This is a genomic window from Pseudomonas sp. MT3, assembly GCF_054720805.1.
In genome coordinates this window covers 105,957-123,224 of the sequence record NZ_JBTVPY010000018.1, presented here as the reverse complement: position 1 = coordinate 123,224, position 17,268 = coordinate 105,957, and the positions used below count along the sequence as shown (strand labels likewise).

Genomic DNA, 17,268 nt, shown 5'->3' with positions numbered 1-17,268 from the left:
ACAGGCTCCTACCCTACGCCATACAAGCGAGCTTGCTCGCGAACCTTCCCAGCTCCGTCGTCGCCGGCAAACGCTGTTCGCGAGCAAGCTCGCTACAGTCAAGGCCAGGCCTGGGGCTTCCGTTGTCCGCGAAAAGATGCGGGTGCCGGGACACGCCCGAGAAAAAAGGCTGCCCAGGGGCAGCCTTTTTTCGTCAGCGGACGATCAGTCCAGCTTCACCACCTTGGCGAGGACGATCTTCGGGCCCTTCATCTTCTTCACGATGATGCGCAGGCCTTCGGTGTCGAGCACTTCCTCTTCCTCCGGCACGCGCTTGAGGGTGTCGTAGACCAGGCCGGCGAGGGTGTCCGCCTCGACATGGTCGAGGTCGATGCTCAGCAGGCGTTCCAGCTTGAACAGCGGCGTGTCGCCGCGCACCAGCAGCTTGCCCGGCTGGTAGGAGACGATGCCGCGCTCGGCCTTGCGGTGTTCGTCCTGGATATCGCCGACCAGCACTTCCAGTACGTCCTCCATCGTCAGGTAGCCGATCACCTTGTGGTCGGCTTCCTCCACCAGCGCGAAGTGCGAACCGCCCTGGCGGAACTGCTCCAGCAGACGGGCCAGCGGCATGTGCTTGGTGACCATTTCCAGCGGATGGGTCAGCTCGTCGAGGTCGAAGGACTCCGGCAGGCTCTCCAGCGTGGTCAGGGCCAGCAGCAGGTCCTTGATGTGCAGCAGGCCGATGAACTCGCCCTTGCCGTTGTCGTACACCGGGTAGCGGCTGTACTTGTGGCGGCGGATGGTGGCGAGGATGTCGTCCAGCGGCGCGTTGCGCTCCAGGTAGACCAGATCTTCGCGGGAATTGGCCCAGTCCACCACTTCCAGCTCGCCCAGTTCCACCGCCGAGGCCAGTACGCGCATGCCCTGGTCGCTGGGGTCGTGGGCGCGGCTGGAGTGCAGGATCAGCTTGAGCTCGTCGCGGCTGTAGTGGTGCTCGTGGTGCGGTCCCGGCTCGCCTTGCCCGGCGATCTTCAGGATGGTGTTGGCACTGGCGTTGAGCAGCCAGATCGCCGGGTACATCAGCCAGTAGAACAGGTACAGCGGCACCGCCGTCCACAGCGACAGCAGCTCTGGCTTGCGGATCGCCCAGGACTTGGGCGCCAGCTCGCCGACCACGATGTGCAGGTAGGAGATGATGAAAAATGCGGTGAAGAACGACACGCCGCGGATGACTTCCTCGGAGTGCACCCCGATCGCGCCCAGCAGCGGTTCGAGCACTTCGGCGAAGGCCGGCTCGCCGACCCAGCCCAGGCCCAGGGAGGCCAGGGTGATGCCCAGCTGGCAGGCGGAGAGGTAGGAGTCGAGCTGGTTGTGCACCTTGCGCAGGATGGTGCCCCGCCAGCCGTGCTGCTTGACGATGGTTTCCACGCGGGTGGAGCGCAGCTTGACCATGGCGAACTCGGCGGCCACGAAGAAGCCGTTGAGTACGACGAGGAAGAGAGCGAAAAGAATCAGGCCGAAATCGGCGAAGTAAGTCAGGAGGTTGCTACTAGGGGAAGGGTCCATGGTTCTGTTGGATAAGGAATGGACGGACAAGAATGCGGTTCGCGGGCGCCACTGGCAAGTCCGCTGATGGCAATCTCAGTGCTCGGGCGCCCTCAGGTGCGGCGCTCGACCTGTTGTGGCTGGAAGTGACAGGTGAAGCTGCTGCCCTTGCCCGGCACGCTGCTGATGTCCAGGCTGCCGCGATGGCGCAGCAGGACATGCTTGACGATGGCCAGCCCCAGACCGGTGCCGCCGGTACTGGCGTTGCGGCTGGAATCGACGCGGTAGAAGCGCTCGGTCAGGCGCGGCAGGTGCTTGGGATCGATGCCGATGCCGCTGTCCCGCACGGCCAGGTGCGCGCCCTGTTCGTCGGCCCACCAGCGAATGTGGATATCGCCTTCGTCGGGGGTGTATTTCACGGCATTGAACACCAGGTTGGAGAAGGCGCTGCGCAGTTCGGCCTCGCTGCCCTTGAGCTTGACCTTGGCGTCGGCCTCCAGGCTGATGCGGTGGTTGCGCGCACCGGAGAGCGCCTGGGCGTCGTTGCGGATCGACAGCAGCATCAGGTCCACCGCCACCGGCTTGTTGTCCGCCGGGTAATCCGTGGCTTCCAGCTTGGCCAGCAGCAGCAGGTCGTTGAGCAGGCTCTGCATGCGCCCGGCCTGCTGCTGCATCTGCTGCAGCGCGCGGGTCCAGCGCGGATTGACCTCCTCGACGTTGTCCAGCAGCGTCTCCAGGTAGCCGGCGATCACCGTCAGCGGGGTGCGCAGTTCGTGGGAGACGTTGGCGATGAAGTCCTTGCGCATCTGTTCCAGCTGATGGACGCGTGTCACGTCGCGCACCAGCATCAGGTGCTCGCCGGCGCCATAGAGGGTGATGTGGAACTGCAGGCGCAGGTTGTCGTTGATCGGCGACGTCAGCTCCAGCGGTTCGCGGTAGTCCTCGTGCGCGAAGTATTCCTTGAAACGCGGGTGGCGGACCAGGTTGGTCACCGGCTGGCCACCGTCCTGCGGGCTTTTCAGGCCCAGCAGGCGTTCGGCGGACTGGTTCCACCACTCCAGGTTGCCGTCGCGGTCGAGCAGGATCATGCCGTCGCGCAGCGCGGCGGTGGATTCCTGCATGCGGTCGATCACCGCTTGCAGCCGACCGCGAGCCTTCTGGTTGCGCCGCTGCAGGTGATAGATGCTGTCGAACACCTCGCCCCACAGGCCGTAGCCGTCGGGCGGGGCCTCATCGCTCTGGTGGGTTTTCAGCCAGTTGTACAGGCGCAGCAGTTGCCAGAGGGTCCAGCCGAGGTAGGCGGCCAGGGCGGCCGCCAGGGCCCAGCCCCATTGGCCGGAGATCAGGCCGACCAGCAGGCCGCCGGCGACGACTAGCAGCAGATGGCGAATCAGCACGCCACTCCAGTTCTGGGTCACGAAAGTCCGTTCCTTGTACCCATCGGGCGATGCGTCCGATCAGTTTTTGGTCGAGAAACGATAACCGGTACCGCGCACGGTCTGAACCAGATTTTCGTAGACCTCGCCCAGGGCCTTGCGCAGGCGGCGGATGTGCACGTCGACGGTGCGCTCTTCCACGTACACGTTGCCGCCCCAGACCTGGTCCAGCAGCTGGCCACGGGTGTAGGCGCGCTCCTGGTGGGTCATAAAGAACTGCAGCAGGCGGTATTCGGTCGGCCCCATCTCGGCGGGCTTGCCGTCGATGGTCACACGGTGGCTGATGGGGTCGAGCATCAGGCCGCCGACTTCGATCGGTGTCTCGCTGTCGCCGGCGCCGGTGCGCCGCAGCACGGCCTTCAGGCGAGCCACCAGTTCGCGCGGGGAGAAGGGCTTGGTGATGTAATCGTCGGCGCCGACTTCCAGGCCCTGGATCTTGTTGTCCTCCTCGCCCTTGGCGGTGAGCATGATGATCGGGATGCCCGAAGTCAGCTCGTCGCGCTTGAGGCGGCGGGCCAGCTCGATGCCGGAAGTGCCCGGCAGCATCCAGTCGAGCAGGATCAGGTCCGGCTTGCGGTCGACGATCACCGCGTGAGCCGTCTGGGCGCTGTCGGCCTCAAGGCATTCGTAGCCGGCCATCTCCAGGGCCACGGCGATCATTTCCCGGATCGGAGCTTCGTCATCGACGATGAGGATTGTCTTGCCAACCATGCTGGTGCCTCAGGATTTCTGTACTGCGCCGCATTAGATAACGGAAATATTTCAGGGATGTGACATGCGGATGTTAGCCGAGCGCGGTGCGAAGCGTCTGGCACGGGCTCGTCTATGCTGAATGGGCCGCTGTGCGAACCCTGTCACACGGGGTGTGCCGTGCACCGGCCCGGTCGACGGCGCGTCTGGCGCACGGACGTCGGACGCCGCGATCACGGTTGCGAGTGGGCAGTCGACGCCGCCCGGGCCGAGCGCCTTCGCGGTAGCCCCCGCGCCGTTCCACCTCACCAGAGGAGACACGCGATGAAGAGGTTCCTCCCGGCCCTTGCCTTGGGCCTGGCATTCCCGCCGATGACCGCGCTGGCCGCCGAGCCGGCGATGGAAAAGAACGGCATGCTGGTCGATGCCAAGGGCATGACGCTGTACACCTTCGACAAGGACAGCGGCGGCAAGTCGATGTGCAACGGTGGCTGTGCGCAGAACTGGCCGCCACTGATGGCCGAGGCCGACGCCAAGGCGATGGGCGACTGGACCCTGATCAAGCGCGATGACGGCACCGTGCAGTGGGCCTACAAGGGCAAGCCGCTGTACACCTTCGTGCAGGACCAGAAGGCCGGCGACATGACCGGCGAAGGCAAGATGGGGGTCTGGCACATGGCCAAGCCGTAGCGGCTTTGCGTAGGAGCGAGCTTGCTCGCGAACCCGCTTGATACCTGGGATGCCAGGCAAGGTTCGCGAGCAATAACGATGGCGTCCCCCTCGCTCCTGCAGGGGGCACGGTCCATCAGCCCATCAGCGCAGGGCGAAGTCCGCCACGGTGCCGAGGAAGATCGCCAGCCCCGCCCAGTGGTTGTGCAGGAAGGCCTTGAAGCACTTCATCGGCTCGCGGTCCCGGGTCGAGTGGAATTGCCAGGCGAAACAGCCCGCCGCCACGACGAGGCCGAGGTAGTAGTACAGGTGCATGTCCAGCTTGTTGCCGGCCAGGATCAGCAGCAGGAGCATCAGGCCCTGCAACGTCAGGTTGATCACCCGGTCGGCATCGCCGAAGAGGATCGCCGTGGACTTCATGCCCATCTTCAGGTCGTCCTCGCGGTCGGTCATCGCGTAGTAGGTGTCGTAGGCCACGGTCCACAGCACGTTGGCGAAGAACAGCAGCCAGGCCACCGCCGGCAGGGTTCCGTCCGCCGCGGTGAAGGCCATCGGGATGCCCCAGGAGAAGGCCGCGCCCAGCACCACCTGCGGGTAGTAGGTGTAGCGTTTCATGAAGGGGTAGAGCGCCGCGATCGCCGCGCCGCCGAAGGACAGCCAGATGGTCTGCGCGTTGGTGCACAGCACCAGCAGGAAGCTGGCGCCCAGCAGTACGAAGAAGGCGATCCAGGCCTCGCGCACGGTAATCCTGCCGGTGGCCAGCGGGCGGGCCTTGGTGCGCTCGACGTGGCCGTCGAGCTTGCGGTCGGCGAAGTCGTTGATCACGCAGCCGGCGGCGCGCATCAGCACGGTGCCGACCACGAAGATCACCAGGTTCTTCAGGCTCGGCATGCCGCCGCTGGCCATCCACAGCGCCCACAGGGTGGGCCATAGCAGCAGGTAGATGCCGATCGGCTTGTCCATGCGCGTCAGCTGGATGAAGTCCCAGGCGCGGGGATGCAGGCGGGCGAGGGGTTTGATCAGGGCGACGAACATGGCGGCCTCCGGAAACGATCCGGGGATTATACGGACTGTTCTTCCAGCCGGTGCCAGAGCGTGGGCAGGAATACTTCGGCAACCAGCACGCCAAGGCCGTCGCGGCTGAACAGCGAGCGACGCCCCCACGGGCGTTCGCTGCGGACCTCGGCGGGCATGCAGGCGGCCGGGTAGCGGCACACTTCGATGGGGCCGCGGTGGAAGGCGCGGTCGCTGAACAGCAGCTCGCCCAGGGAGCGGCTGCCGAGCAGCCGCAGGTCGAACCCCGAACCTTCCAGCGCATGACGCGCGGCAACGCTGCGGGCGAACACCCAGGGCTGGCCGTGGCCCTTCAGGTACACCTCGCGAACCCAGCCCAGGCTGCCTTCGGCCACGCCCAGGGCGGCACATTCGTCGACACGCATCCGGTGCCAGCCCTCGGCCAGCGGCTGCACCGCGAAGCCGCCGTTGGACAGGGCAGTCAGCCGGCGCGTCAGCGAGCCTTCGTCGAACAGCCAGTCCAGGACCTGGGCGGAGGGCGCGGGGTGCAACTGGACGGCGGTGAGCCAGCGGGGCGGATGAGACAGGGCTGCTTCGGGCACGGTAGTGACTGCGGGTGGCCGGGGACGCGGCAGCTTAACATGGCGCCTTTGCGCGGCCGATTGCGTTCTGTGCAAGAGTGCCTTGCGCGATACCCCACCAAAGGTTTGGCCGGTCGGTCGGTACTTGCGCGCCGGCCTCATCGCCAGTACAAAGCCCGACATTGGATGCACTGACGTCCAAGCGACAAGAACACGAGGGTGATAGCCGATGAAGAAGTGGCAGTGTGTGGTATGTGGCCTGATCTATGACGAAACCAAGGGCTGGCCGGAAGAAGGCATCGCCGCCGGAACCCGCTGGGAAGACGTGCCGGAAGACTGGCTGTGCCCGGATTGCGGCGTCGGCAAGCTGGATTTCGAGATGATCGAGATCGGCTGATCCGGCAGGTTCTACCCGCGACGGCGGCCTTCGGGCCGCCGTCGGCGTTTGTGGCCCCGGCAAGGCCGGGCCGTCTTCGAGAGCGGTAGAGGCGTAGACTGGGAGGCGCCGGGTTGACCCAACTGACGACACCCGGCGGCGCGCCCGCCGTTGGACGCGGCGTGCAAATCCGTTAGTTTCACCAGGCAATCCGCAGGAGGGCTGGCCGATGCGCAAATGGCAATGCGTGGTCTGTGGCTTCATCTATGACGAGGCGCTGGGGCTGCCGGACGAAGGCATCCCGCCGGGCACCCGTTGGGAAGACATTCCCGCCAACTGGGTGTGCCCGGACTGCGGCGTGGGCAAGATCGATTTCGAGATGATCGCGATCTCCTAATCCCTGCCCGGCCCAACCCATATCACGCGGCGGCTCGATGGCCGCCGTGCCGTCTTCAGGAAGTGGCGTCTTTACGAGGTGGAGAGAGCAATGAGCGACAACGCACCGCTGGTGATCATCGGTACTGGCCTGGCCGGCTACAACCTGGCACGCGAGTGGCGCAAGCTCGACGGCGAGACGCCGCTGCTGCTGATCACCGCCGACGATGGCCGCTCCTATTCCAAGCCGATGCTCTCCACCGGATTCTCCAAGGACAAGGACGCCGACGGTCTGGCGATGGCCGAGCCCGGCGCGATGGCCGAGCAGCTCAAGGCACGCATTCTCACCCACACCCGTGTCACCGGCATCGATCCGGGGCACCGGCGCATCTGGATCGGCGAAGAGGAAATTCGCTACCGCGACCTGGTGCTGGCCTGGGGCGCGGATACCATCCGCGTACCGGTGGACGGCGACGCCCAGGACCTGATCTTCCCGATCAACGACCTGGAAGATTACGCCCGCTTCCGCAGCGCGGCGGCCGGCAAGCGCCGCGTCCTGCTGCTGGGCGCCGGGCTGATCGGCTGCGAGTTCGCCAACGACCTGTCCAGCGGCGGTTTCCAGATCGACGTCGTGGCGCCCTGCGAGCAGGTGATGCCCGGCCTGCTCCACCCGGCCGCCGCCCAGGCGGTGCAGCAGGGGCTGGAAGGCCTCGGCGTGCGCTTCCACCTCGGCCCGGTGCTGAGTCGCCTGGCGCGCGCCGGCGATGCCCTGGAAGCGCACCTCTCCGATGGCAGCGTGATCGCCTGCGACCTGGTGGTGTCCGCCGTCGGCCTGCGCCCGCGCATCGACCTGGCCGCCGCCGCCGGCCTGGACATCAATCGCGGCGTGATGGTCGACCGCGAGCTGCGCAGCTCCCACGCCAACATCTACGCCCTGGGCGATTGTGCCGAGGTCGATGGTTTGAATCTGCTCTACGTGATGCCGCTGATGTCCTGTGCTCGTGCGCTGGCGCAGACCCTGGCGGGCAAGCCGACCAGCGTGGCCTACGGCCCGATGCCGGTGACCGTGAAGACCCCGGCGTGCCCGCTGGTGGTGTCGCCGCCGCCGCGCGGCAGCGAAGGCGAATGGCAGGTGGAAGGCTCTGGCGCGGACCTCAAGGTGCTCTATCGCGATACCGCCGGTCGATTGCTCGGTTACGCGCTCACCGGCGCGGCCGTCAGCGAAAAACTCTCCCTTAACAAGGAGTTGCCGGCTCTCCTGGCGTAAACGCCTTTTTTGGCGACGGTTTTGCCGTGGGAATGCACCCTTAAATTGTCGGACGATACTGGCGCGCCCGCCTGCGGCGTGCCATTCTCCCCCCGTCTGCCGCAGCCTAGAGCCTGTACGGCAAGCCTGCGGTGCCTTGGGCGCTGTTGGGAAGACAGCACGGACACAACAACAACAAACCGTCAAAGAGGCATCTATATCTATGCGTAAACCAGAACTGGCCGCCGCCATCGCCGAAAAGGCCGACCTCACCAAAGAACAAGCCAACAAGGTGCTGAACGCGCTGCTGGATGAAATCACTGGCGCGCTCAATCGCAAGGACAGCGTTACCCTTGTCGGTTTTGGCACCTTCATCCAACGCCACCGGGGTGCCCGTACCGGCAAGAACCCGCAGACCGGCCAGCCGGTCAAGATCAAAGCCAGCAACACCGTTGCCTTCAAACCAGGCAAGGCGCTGAAAGACGCGGTCAACTGATCGCCCAGAACCCGGAGCCAGAGCGGCTCCGGGTCGCCCTTCCGGTTACATAAACCCATCAAAAGAACGGATGTAGCCTCTTTTTGAAGTGACTACAATGCGCAGACTTTTGTCTCGAATATCGAGGTTTGCGCATGAAATTTCGTCTTTTGCTGTGGATGCTCGGGCGCATGATGGCCAAGGCCAGCCGGGAGAATCCGGCGTTCCAGAAGCAACTGGAAGGCAAGGACCTGGTATTCCAGCTGCACACCCTCGATGGCAAGGTCGCCCGCCACTACATCGTCAAGGACCTCAAGGTCAGCGCACGGCGCGGCACCCATCCGCAGCCAGCCTTCGCCCTCGGCTTCAAGGACGGCGCCTATGGCTTCGCCACCATGACCTCGAAGAACCCGCAGCTGGCGTTCATGCAGGGCATCCAGAACAAGGACATCCAGATCCAGGGCAACCCGGGCCTGGTGATCTGGTTCCAGGGCCTGGTGAAATACCTCAAGCCGAAGAAGAAAGCCGCGCCGGCCAGCGAGAAGGAGGCCGCCTGAGCCGCTGTCGACATGAAAAAGGCCCCTGACGGGGCCTTTTTCATGCGCTGCGAAAGCTCTTGTAGGAGCGAGCTTGCTCGCGAACCGGAGGCGCTCGGTGCTAGCCCCTGTTCGCGAGCAAGCTCGCTCCTACGAAAGGCGCATCAATGTCCGGGATTGAACTGGCTGGCCAGCTCGCGCAGTGCCGCTTCGGCGTCGAGCACCTTGCGCACGGCGTCCTCGGCTCGCTCGCGGGGGATATCCAGGCGATCCAGCAAGTCCTGGGGGATGCTCGTCTCCGGGCCGCTGCCGATGCCGTGGTTGCGCAGCAGACGGGTCGCCAGGCACACCAGGTTGGCATAGGCCGAGCAGTCACCGGCGTAGGACGGGTCGTGCTGGAAGCGCAGGGCGGTGTAGATCTCTTCCGGCATGTCCCAGGCGCGCATCAGCCAGGCGCCGATCTGCTCGCGGGTGATGCCCAGCAGGTGCTGTTCGACCAGGTTGTGCTCGACGTGCGGGTTCACTTCCAGATGCCGGCAGATCAGCGAGAAGTGCGGCGGGAAGATGTGCGCCAGGACCAGGTAGCCGATGCTGTGCAGCAGCCCGCCGAGGTAGGTCAGGCCGGCCTCCGGGCGCTCGGTGCGCGGGATGGCGCGGGTCAGGCCCTCGATCACCGCGGCGGTGTAGATCGCCTGGTGCCAGTAGGGCGTGGCGTGCTGCGGCTGATCCTTGGGCAGGCTCAGGGTCTTGCCCAGCGCCAGGCCCAGGGCCAGGTTGATCACCAGGTCGAAGCCCAGCACGCGGACGATGGCGTCCTCCACCGAGCGGATCTTGCCGGGCGCGGCGTAGTAGGGCGAGGCGGCCCAGCTCACCACCTGGGCGGCCAGCGCCGGGTCGGTTTCCACCACGCCGGTGATGTCGTCCACCGTGGCGTTGGGATCGACGCGCAGCTTGATGATCTTCTGTGCGGTTTCCGGCAGCGGCGGGATCTCGATGGTTTCCTCGAGGCGCTGCTGGATGCGCCGGGCGGTGAACGCCTGCACGGCCTGGGTGATCTCGGCGCGGTCGTCGTCCGGGCGGTCGAGGTTCGGCCGGATGGCTTCCAGCAGGACGCCGAAGCGCGCGGCGCTGGCTTTCTCCAGCAGGCCACGGAACGCCGGGGTGGCGATCTCCAGCAGGACACCGGTAGTGCCGGATTCGATCAGCAACTGCGGCTCCTGCAGCAGGCGCTCGTCGTACAGGCAGGGCGAGCTGGTCAGCGGCGGCAGCGCCGGCAGACGGCCGAGATGGTGCTTGCCGAGCATGCGCTCCAGGCGCTCGGGCTTGACCGCCACCAGCTTGCGGCCGGTCAGCTCGGCCAGGCGATTCAAATCGAGCAGTTGGCTCTGCGGGAACAGCACCAGCAGCGTGCCGACGCTGTCTTCCAGCAGGCTGGCCTGGATGCGGCGGGCGCCGGGCAGGGCGATGGCGTCACTGACCTCGCGATAAGCGATTCCCAGCTTGTCCAGCAGCTGCAGGATGACCTCGGGGGCCTGCAATGAGTCGGAGGGGGCGCGTGCGGCGTCGCTCATGAATGTGATCCGGTTATCAACGGCTGGGGCGGAGTATAACCAGCCAGTCAGCGTGACCGAGCGGTCAGCCGACCGGCGAGAGTGAACTGCGTCACACTTGCCCGTATTGCTGGCCGTGGCGCAGCCAGCGCGCCAGCAACGGGCTGACCGCTTGCGGCCAGTGCGCCAGCAGCGCCTGCGCCGCGTCCCGTACGGCCGGCAGCAGGTCGGCGTCGCGCATCAGGTCCGCCACCTTGAATTGCAGCAGGCCGGTCTGGCGGGTGCCGAGCATCTCGCCGGGGCCGCGCAGCTCCAGGTCCTTCTCGGCGATGACGAAGCCGTCGCAGGTCTCGCGCATGATCCCCAGGCGCTCGCGGCCGATCTGCGACAGCGGCGGGTGGTAGAGCAGCACGCAGTGGCTCGCCGCGCTGCCCCGGCCGACGCGGCCGCGCAGTTGGTGCAGTTGGGCCAGGCCCAGGCGCTCGGGGTTCTCGATGATCATCAGGCTGGCGTTGGGCACGTCCACGCCGACCTCGATCACCGTGGTGGCCACCAGCAGTTGCAGCATGCCTTCCTTGAAGGCTTCCATCACCACGGCCTTGTCCGCCGGCTTCATGCGCCCGTGGATCAGGCCGACGCGCAGATCGCCCAGCGCCGAGGAGAGTTCCTCGTAGGTGGTTTCCGCGGCCTGGCAGGTGAGTTCTTCGGATTCTTCGATCAGTGTGCACACCCAGTACGCCTGGCGGCCTTCCGCGCAGGCGGCACGCACCCGTTCGATCACTTCGATGCGGCGGCTGTCGGCCACCAGCACGGTGTTCACCGGGGTACGGCCGGGCGGTAGCTCGTCGAGGATCGAGGTGTCCAGGTCGGCATAGGCGCTCATCGCCAGGGTCCGCGGGATGGGCGTGGCGGTCATGATCAGCTGGTGCGGGCAGAGCCGGCCATCGACGCCTTTCTGGCGCAGGGCGAGGCGCTGCTGCACGCCGAAGCGGTGCTGCTCGTCGATGATCACCAGGGCCAGGCGCTTGAACTTCACTTCGTCCTGGAACAGCGCGTGGGTGCCGACGATCATCGGCGCGCCGCCGGCGATCTGTTCCAGCGCGCTGGCGCGGGCCTTGCCCTTGAGCTTGCCGGCCAGCCAGGCGACTTCGATGCCCAGCGGTTGCAGCCACTTGGTGAAGTTGAGGAAGTGCTGCTCGGCGAGGATCTCGGTCGGCGCCATCAGCGCCACCTGATAGCCGGCTTCCAGCGCCTGCAGGGCGGCGAGGGCGGCGACCACGGTCTTGCCGGCGCCGACGTCGCCCTGCACCAGGCGCAGCATGGGTTCGGGCTGGGCGAGGTCGTAGGCGATCTCCGCGCCGACCCGCTGCTGCGCGCCAGTGGGCTTGAAGCCGAGGTTCTTCAGGTACAGCGCCGGCAATTTCCTGGCTGGCGGCAGCTGCGGCGCGGCCTGGGAGCGCACGCTCTCGCGCAGGCGCTGCAGCGACAGCTGGTGGGTCAGCAGTTCCTCGAAGGCGAGGCGGTGCTGCGCCCAGTGGCGGCCTTCGGCGAGTTCTTCCAGGTCGGCGTCCGGCGGCGGCCGGTGCAGGTAGCGGATGGCTTCGTCCAGCGGGCCGAGGCGGTAGTCGCGGGCCAGTTCCGCCGGCAGCCAGTCCGGCAGGCTCGACGGTCCCAGGCGCGCCAGGGTCTGCTCGCTGAGCTGGCGCAGGCGCTGCTGGGTGAGGCCTTCGGTGGTCGGGTAGATCGGCGTAAGCGTTTGCTCCACCGGCGCCGCGACGGCATCGGTGAGCGAGCGGTACTCGGGGTGGTAGATCTCCAGGCCCGATGCGCCGGGGCGCGCCTCGCCGTAGCAGCGCAGGTGCGTGCCGCGTTTGAGGTTTTCCTTCTGCGCCTGGCTGAAGTGATAGAAGCGCAGGCTCAGGGTGCCGGTTCCGTCCTGCAGGCGTACCAATAAACTGCGGCGCTTGCCCATCACCACGTCGGCGCCGGAGACCACGCCTTCGACCACCGCGTCCTGCCCCGGACGCAGCGCGCCGATGGGGGTGATGCGGGTACGGTCCTGGTAGCGCAGCGGCAGGTGGAAGAGGATGTCCTGGAGGTTCTCCAGGCCGACCTTCGCCAGCTTCTCTTCCAGCGCGGCGCCCACGCCCTTGAGCGCGGTGACCGGGACGTTCGACAGGTCGGTCATGCCGGCTCGGCTTCACCCTTGACGGTCGGCTTGGCGACCGAGCACAGGCGGATCGAGTCGGCCAGCACCTCGATGGCGCGTGGCCGCGGGAAGCTGGCGCGCCAGGCGATGGCGACGGTGCGGAAGGGCACCGGCGCGGTGAACGGACGAACCTCGATCACGCCGGGCGCATAGTGGTGGCTGTCCACGGCGGAGAACGGCAGCACCGACACGCCCAGGCCCGAGGCGACCATGTGGCGAATGGTTTCCAGCGAACTGGATTCCACCGTGGTGTGCTTGTTCTCGTCGCCCTTGCGGGTGGTCGGGCAGGCTTCCAGCACCTGGTCGCGGAAACAGTGGCCCTCGCCGAGCAGCAGCAGGCTCTTGTCGTTGAGCAGTTCGGCATCGATGCTCGGTTTCGCCGTCCAGGCGTGGTCGGCGGGCATCAGCACATAGAACGGTTCGTCGAACAGCGGCAGGGTCAGCACGTCGGCTTCCTGGAACGGCAGGGCGATGATGATCGCGTCCAGCTCGCCGGTGCGCAGCTTGTCGCGCAGGATGTGGGTGAAGTTTTCCTCGATGTACAGCGGCATCTGCGGAGCGACCCGGTGCAGCTGCGGAATCAGGTGCGGGAACAGGTACGGGCCGATGGTGTAGATGGCGCCGACCTTGAGCGGCGAGGTCAGCTGGTTCTTGCCGGCCTGGGCCAGTTCGCGGATGCCCTGGGCCTGCTCCAGTACCTTCTGCGCCTGCGCGACGATGCCTTCGCCCACCGGGGTCAGGCGCACCGCGCTCTTGCTGCGCTCGAAGATCAGCACACCGAGTTCGTCTTCCAGCTTCTTCACGCCCACCGACAGGGTCGGCTGGCTGACGTGGCAGCGCTCAGCGGCGCGGCCGAAATGTTGCTCCTGGGCAAGCGTGACGATGTAGCGCAGTTCGGTAAGGGTCATGGCACTGAATCCGTTGAGGTGGCCCAAGCATAGCGGCTGCACCGCCGCGAACCAACCGCTACACTCCCAGCCCTCGATTCACGGAGCCAAGCATGAGTACGAGCACCTTCCCGAGCCTGATGATCGTCGGTTGCGGCGACGTCGGCAGCCGCCTGGGACGCCAACTGGCCGCGCGCGACTGGCGCGTCCACGGCCTGCGCCGCAACATCGCCGCGCTGCCCTTCGAGGTGCTGCCGGTGGCCGGCGACCTGGCGCAACTGGAATGCCCGGACACCTGGCCGATCGGCCGGCTGGATTATCTGGTCTTCTGCGCGGCGGCCACCCAGCATGACGAAGCCGGCTATCGCGCCGCCTACGTCGACGGCCTGCGCAACACCCTCGGCTGGTTGCGGCAGCGCGGGCAATTGCCCAAGCGCCTGCTGTTCGTCTCCAGCAGCGGCGTGTATGCCCAGCGCGAGGGCGAGTGGATCGACGAAATCTCGCCCGCAGAGGCCGAAAGCTACTCCGGCAGCGTGATGCTCGAAGCCGAGCGGCTGGCGCTGCACAGCGACATTCCCGCCAGCATCGTGCGCCTGACCGGTATCTATGGCCCCGGCCGCGAATGGTTGCTCAAGCAGGTGCGCGACGGCTACCGCGTGGCCAGCGAGCCGCCGTTGTATGCCAATCGCATTCACGCCGAGGACGCCGCCGGCCTGCTGGCCACGCTCCTGGAAGCCGACCGCAGCGGTGTTGCGCTGGACGAGTGCTATATCGGCGTCGATGACGATCCCGCCGCGATGCACGAAGTAGTCGGCTGGCTGCGCGAGCAGCTGGGCGTCACCCACTGGTCCGCCGAGCAGAGCGTGCGCCGCGCCGGCAGCAAGCGTTGCCGCAACGCCCGCGCCCGTGCGCTGGGCTGGGCGCCACGCTACCCGAGCTTCCGCGAAGGCTACGCGGCCATCCTCGCCGGAAAACAGGACTGAGATGGACGCCAACCGGCTGCTGGCGCGCCCCTGGTTGCCGGGGGTGGAGTTGTTCCATGCGGACTTCTCCGGCCAGCCGTTCGGCCGTCACAGCCACGATGCCTTCGCCATCGGCGCCATCCTCCACGGCGCCGGCGGCTACCAGTGCCGCGGCGCGCACCATGTGCTGCCCGCCGGCACCCTGTCGCTGATGAACCCGGAGGAGCCGCACACCGGCAATGCCGAGTCCGAGCGGCTGGTCTACCGCATGCTCTACATCGAGGAGTCGCGTCTGCTCCCGTTGCTCGGGCGCAAGCAGTTGCCGCGCGGCTTCCAGGCACTCAATCCGCACGATGACGGGCAGGTGGCGGAGGCGCTGCGGCGTGTCGCCACGGAGTTCGAGTGCAACGATGCGTTGGCGTTGGAGAGCGAACTGCTGGCGCTGCTGGAGCTGGTGTTCGTCCGCCACGGCGGCATGCGCCCGAACGTCTCGGCTGGCCGCGACAACGGCGTAACCGCACGGCTGCGGGACTACCTGGAAGCGCATTACCGTGAAGCGGTCAGCCTCGAAGACCTCGCCGCGCTCCTGCAACGCCATCCACGCCACCTGATCGAGGCCTTCCGCAACGCCTACGGCGTGCCGCCGCACACCTACCTGCTGCAACGGCGTATCCGCGAAGCCAAGCGCTTGCTGGTGGCGGGCGATAAGCCGCTGGACGTCGCGCTGGCCCTGGGCTTCTACGACCAGGCGCATTTCTCCGGCACCTTCCGTCGCTTCACCGGTGTCACGCCCGGGCACTTCCTGCGCGCCACACGCACCTGAGTTTCTTCCAAGACTGCGCTGCATCGGTCCTTCCAGACTGCCGCTCGCCACTCTCGGGAGATCGCCATGTTCGCCGCCTTCGCGCTGGTCGCCAGCACCCACTTCGCCGCCCTGCTGTCGCCGGGGCCGGATTTCTTCCTGCTGATCCGCGCTGCGCTGTTGCGAGGTCGAAGGCATGCCGATGGCTGCGCGGCGGGTATCGCCCTGGCCAATCTCGCCAGCATGCTGCTGGTGCTGTTCGTTCTCGGCCTGTTGCCGGAGGTGGCGAGCCACGGGCTGCGCATCGTGCAGTTGCTGGGCGGCGCCTACTTCGTCTGGCTCGGTGGCCAGGCGCTGCTGGCGCGGCGGGAGCTGGAGATTCCCACGGAGCTGGGTGAGCAGCGGAGTGGGGGATTTCTGCGGGGCATGCGCGAAGGCCTGCTCGCCAGCAGCCTGAACCCCAAGCTGCCGATCTTCTATACCGGGCTGTTCGGCGTGCTCGGCCAGTTCCACCTGCCGGGCTGGGCGCTGGGCGTCTGTGTGCTGTGGATGGGCGTGGTGGTGCTGGTGTGGGATATGGCGCTGGTGCGCCTGCTGGATCGTCCGCGCTGGCGCGGCTGGCTCAAGCGCCGGGTCACCGCGCTGGACCGCCTCTGCGGCGGCCTGTTGCTGGCGCTGGGTGGCTGGCTGCTGTGGAGCGGGCTGCGCTGACTGTTGCCATTCGAGCACGCCAGCCCGCTCGCGCGGATCAGTCGCGCTCCAGGGTCCAGACCTTGTTGCCCGGCGCGTACTCCGGCATCTCGTCGGCCTGGGCGCGGTTCACCGCCTCGAACAGTTCCAGCTTGTCGCCGTCGCGTTCGAACAGGTACTCGCGGCCCTGCTGGCCCTGTTGCAGCCAGATGCTGTCGTTGTCGCCGCTCATGGCCGCGCAGTCGCCGGCCAGGCACAGCGCGTAGCGGTCGGCACCGGGCATGCCTTCGAGGCTGCCGTTGGGCAGGAACTTGACCTTGCTGCCCTTGCCCTGGCCTTCCTCGATCACCCAGGTGCCGTTGAGGTAGGCCGCGTACAGGGCATTCTGGAAGGTGCTGCCGGCGGGGCTCTGGGCGGTGGGTTGCTGCTTCGGGCGGATGAAGCGCTGCTCGGGCCAGTTGTCGCTGCCCACCTGCACCAGTTCCTTGCCGTCCAGCTCCAGGGTTTCCTGGTTGCTGCCGTAGAAGTCGACGCGGTAATGCGTGGGGTCTTCGCTGGTCAACTGGCCTTCGCCCAGCTCGAAGCCGTTGCTGAAGGTGGCTTGCTGGATCTTGGTGTCCAGCTTCCATTCCAGGTTCGGGCCGTAGGCCAGCAGCGCCTCGCGCAGCTTGCCGCCCTTGCCGGCGGCATCGATGGCGGCCTGGTTGACCCAGATGCCGGAAGGGTCGGACGGGGTGCCGGCGCAGCCGGTGAGCAGGCCGATCAGGGCGCTCAGGATCAGGGCGCGACGCATGTTTGCTCCTTGCAGACAAAAGAACGGGGCCCTGAAGGCCCCGTTCGGGAGGTGCGGCTTATTCCAGGACGACGATGGCGTCCATCTCGACCTGGGCACCCTTGGGCAGGGCGGCGACGCCGATGGCGGCGCGGGCCGGGTAGGGCTGGGTGAAGTACTTGCCCATGATCTCGTTGACCTTGGCGAAGTGCGACAGGTCGGTGAGGAAGATGTTCAGCTTGGCCACGTCGTGCAGGTAGCCGCCGGACGCTTCGATCACGGCTTTCAGGTTCTCGAAGACCTGGACGGTCTGCTCTTCGAAGCCCTCGACCAGTTCCATGGTCTGCGGGTCCAGCGGGATCTGACCGGAGACATACACGGTGTTGCCAGCCTTGATCGCCTGGGAGTAGGTGCCGATGGCGGCCGGGGCCTTGTCGGTGTGGATAACGGTCTTGGTCATGTCGACTCCTTGGG

General features: G+C 66.7%; 19 protein-coding genes. 9 read left to right on the top strand and 10 right to left on the bottom strand.

What is annotated here, in order from left to right; all coding sequences use genetic code 11:
• Positions 1-204: 204 nt before the first annotated feature.
• The 3 genes from ACYCAX_RS18945 to phoB form a co-directional block, all read right to left on the bottom strand.
• A complete protein-coding gene (locus ACYCAX_RS18945; RefSeq protein ID WP_460248585.1) occupies positions 205-1,545 on the bottom strand; it encodes a hemolysin family protein in 1,341 nt (446 codons plus the stop codon).
• A gap of 92 nt (positions 1,546-1,637) precedes the next feature.
• Positions 1,638-2,942: a phosphate regulon sensor histidine kinase PhoR gene (phoR, locus tag ACYCAX_RS18940; protein ID WP_041712268.1), complete on the bottom strand. Its 1,305-nt coding sequence runs from the start codon at positions 2,940-2,942 to the stop codon at positions 1,638-1,640.
• Between the two features lie 39 nt (positions 2,943-2,981).
• Entirely contained in the window at positions 2,982-3,671 is a 690-nt protein-coding gene (gene phoB / locus ACYCAX_RS18935) for a phosphate regulon transcriptional regulator PhoB (protein WP_294978691.1), read from the bottom strand.
• Positions 3,672-3,974: 303 nt separating this feature from the next.
• On the opposite strand from phoB, the gene ACYCAX_RS18930 reads away from it, so the two are divergent.
• A complete protein-coding gene (locus ACYCAX_RS18930) occupies positions 3,975-4,340 on the top strand; it encodes a COG4315 family predicted lipoprotein (RefSeq protein WP_015479576.1) in 366 nt (121 codons plus the stop codon).
• A 123-nt stretch (positions 4,341-4,463) separates the two neighbouring features.
• Here the strand turns inward: ACYCAX_RS18930 and ubiA are convergent, their stop codons facing one another.
• Together ubiA and ACYCAX_RS18920 are read right to left on the bottom strand one after the other, a co-directional pair.
• On the bottom strand, positions 4,464-5,354 hold the full coding sequence (gene ubiA / locus ACYCAX_RS18925; protein WP_294978696.1) for a 4-hydroxybenzoate octaprenyltransferase: 891 nt from the start codon (positions 5,352-5,354) through the stop codon (positions 4,464-4,466).
• Between the two features lie 26 nt (positions 5,355-5,380).
• Positions 5,381-5,935, bottom strand: coding sequence for a chorismate--pyruvate lyase family protein (locus ACYCAX_RS18920; RefSeq protein ID WP_460248584.1), 555 nt, complete (start codon positions 5,933-5,935; stop codon positions 5,381-5,383).
• Between the two features lie 208 nt (positions 5,936-6,143).
• On the opposite strand from ACYCAX_RS18920, the gene ACYCAX_RS18915 reads away from it, so the two are divergent.
• From ACYCAX_RS18915 to ACYCAX_RS18895, 5 genes are all read left to right on the top strand, one after another.
• Positions 6,144-6,311, top strand: coding sequence for a rubredoxin (locus ACYCAX_RS18915; protein ID WP_015479573.1), 168 nt, complete (start codon positions 6,144-6,146; stop codon positions 6,309-6,311).
• Positions 6,312-6,519: 208 nt separating this feature from the next.
• A complete protein-coding gene (locus ACYCAX_RS18910) occupies positions 6,520-6,687 on the top strand; it encodes a rubredoxin (RefSeq protein ID WP_015479572.1) in 168 nt (55 codons plus the stop codon).
• 90 nt (positions 6,688-6,777) lie between these two features.
• Positions 6,778-7,932: an NAD(P)/FAD-dependent oxidoreductase gene (locus ACYCAX_RS18905; protein WP_015479571.1), complete on the top strand. Its 1,155-nt coding sequence runs from the start codon at positions 6,778-6,780 to the stop codon at positions 7,930-7,932.
• A gap of 202 nt (positions 7,933-8,134) precedes the next feature.
• Positions 8,135-8,407 carry an HU family DNA-binding protein gene (locus ACYCAX_RS18900; protein ID WP_009614168.1) on the top strand — a complete coding sequence of 91 codons (273 nt, stop codon included), beginning with the start codon at positions 8,135-8,137 and terminating at the stop codon, positions 8,405-8,407.
• 134 nt (positions 8,408-8,541) lie between these two features.
• Positions 8,542-8,943: a helicase gene (locus ACYCAX_RS18895; protein WP_460248583.1), complete on the top strand. Its 402-nt coding sequence runs from the start codon at positions 8,542-8,544 to the stop codon at positions 8,941-8,943.
• Between the two features lie 143 nt (positions 8,944-9,086).
• Here the strand turns inward: ACYCAX_RS18895 and ACYCAX_RS18890 are convergent, their stop codons facing one another.
• From ACYCAX_RS18890 to oxyR, 3 genes are all read right to left on the bottom strand, one after another.
• Positions 9,087-10,493 carry an HDOD domain-containing protein gene (locus ACYCAX_RS18890; RefSeq protein WP_460248582.1) on the bottom strand — a complete coding sequence of 469 codons (1,407 nt, stop codon included), beginning with the start codon at positions 10,491-10,493 and terminating at the stop codon, positions 9,087-9,089.
• Between the two features lie 91 nt (positions 10,494-10,584).
• On the bottom strand, positions 10,585-12,660 hold the full coding sequence (gene recG, locus ACYCAX_RS18885) for an ATP-dependent DNA helicase RecG (protein WP_460248581.1): 2,076 nt from the start codon (positions 12,658-12,660) through the stop codon (positions 10,585-10,587).
• Positions 12,657-13,589 carry an oxidative stress transcriptional regulator OxyR gene (oxyR, locus tag ACYCAX_RS18880; protein ID WP_015479567.1) on the bottom strand — a complete coding sequence of 311 codons (933 nt, stop codon included), beginning with the start codon at positions 13,587-13,589 and terminating at the stop codon, positions 12,657-12,659. Before oxyR ends, recG begins: the two co-directional genes overlap by 4 nt.
• 92 nt (positions 13,590-13,681) lie before the next feature.
• Between oxyR and ACYCAX_RS18875 the strand changes: the two genes are divergently transcribed.
• The 3 genes from ACYCAX_RS18875 (at position 13,682) to ACYCAX_RS18865 (ending at position 16,043) form a co-directional block, all read left to right on the top strand.
• Complete coding sequence (locus ACYCAX_RS18875; RefSeq protein ID WP_460248580.1) at positions 13,682-14,551, top strand: NAD-dependent epimerase/dehydratase family protein; 870 nt, start codon at positions 13,682-13,684, stop codon at positions 14,549-14,551.
• Between the two features lies 1 nt (position 14,552).
• Entirely contained in the window at positions 14,553-15,353 is an 801-nt protein-coding gene (locus ACYCAX_RS18870; protein WP_015479565.1) for a helix-turn-helix transcriptional regulator, read from the top strand.
• A 66-nt stretch (positions 15,354-15,419) separates the two neighbouring features.
• On the top strand, positions 15,420-16,043 hold the full coding sequence (locus ACYCAX_RS18865) for a LysE family translocator (RefSeq protein WP_015479564.1): 624 nt from the start codon (positions 15,420-15,422) through the stop codon (positions 16,041-16,043).
• 37 nt (positions 16,044-16,080) lie between these two features.
• On the opposite strand, the gene ACYCAX_RS18860 is transcribed toward ACYCAX_RS18865, so the two are convergent.
• The gene (locus ACYCAX_RS18860) at positions 16,081-16,815 is read right to left on the bottom strand and encodes a putative periplasmic lipoprotein (RefSeq protein ID WP_015479563.1); all 735 of its coding nucleotides are present in this window, start codon (positions 16,813-16,815) and stop codon (positions 16,081-16,083) included.
• 58 nt (positions 16,816-16,873) lie between these two features.
• Positions 16,874-17,254 carry a RidA family protein gene (locus ACYCAX_RS18855; RefSeq protein ID WP_015479562.1) on the bottom strand — a complete coding sequence of 127 codons (381 nt, stop codon included), beginning with the start codon at positions 17,252-17,254 and terminating at the stop codon, positions 16,874-16,876.
• Positions 17,255-17,268: the final 14 nt, after the last annotated feature.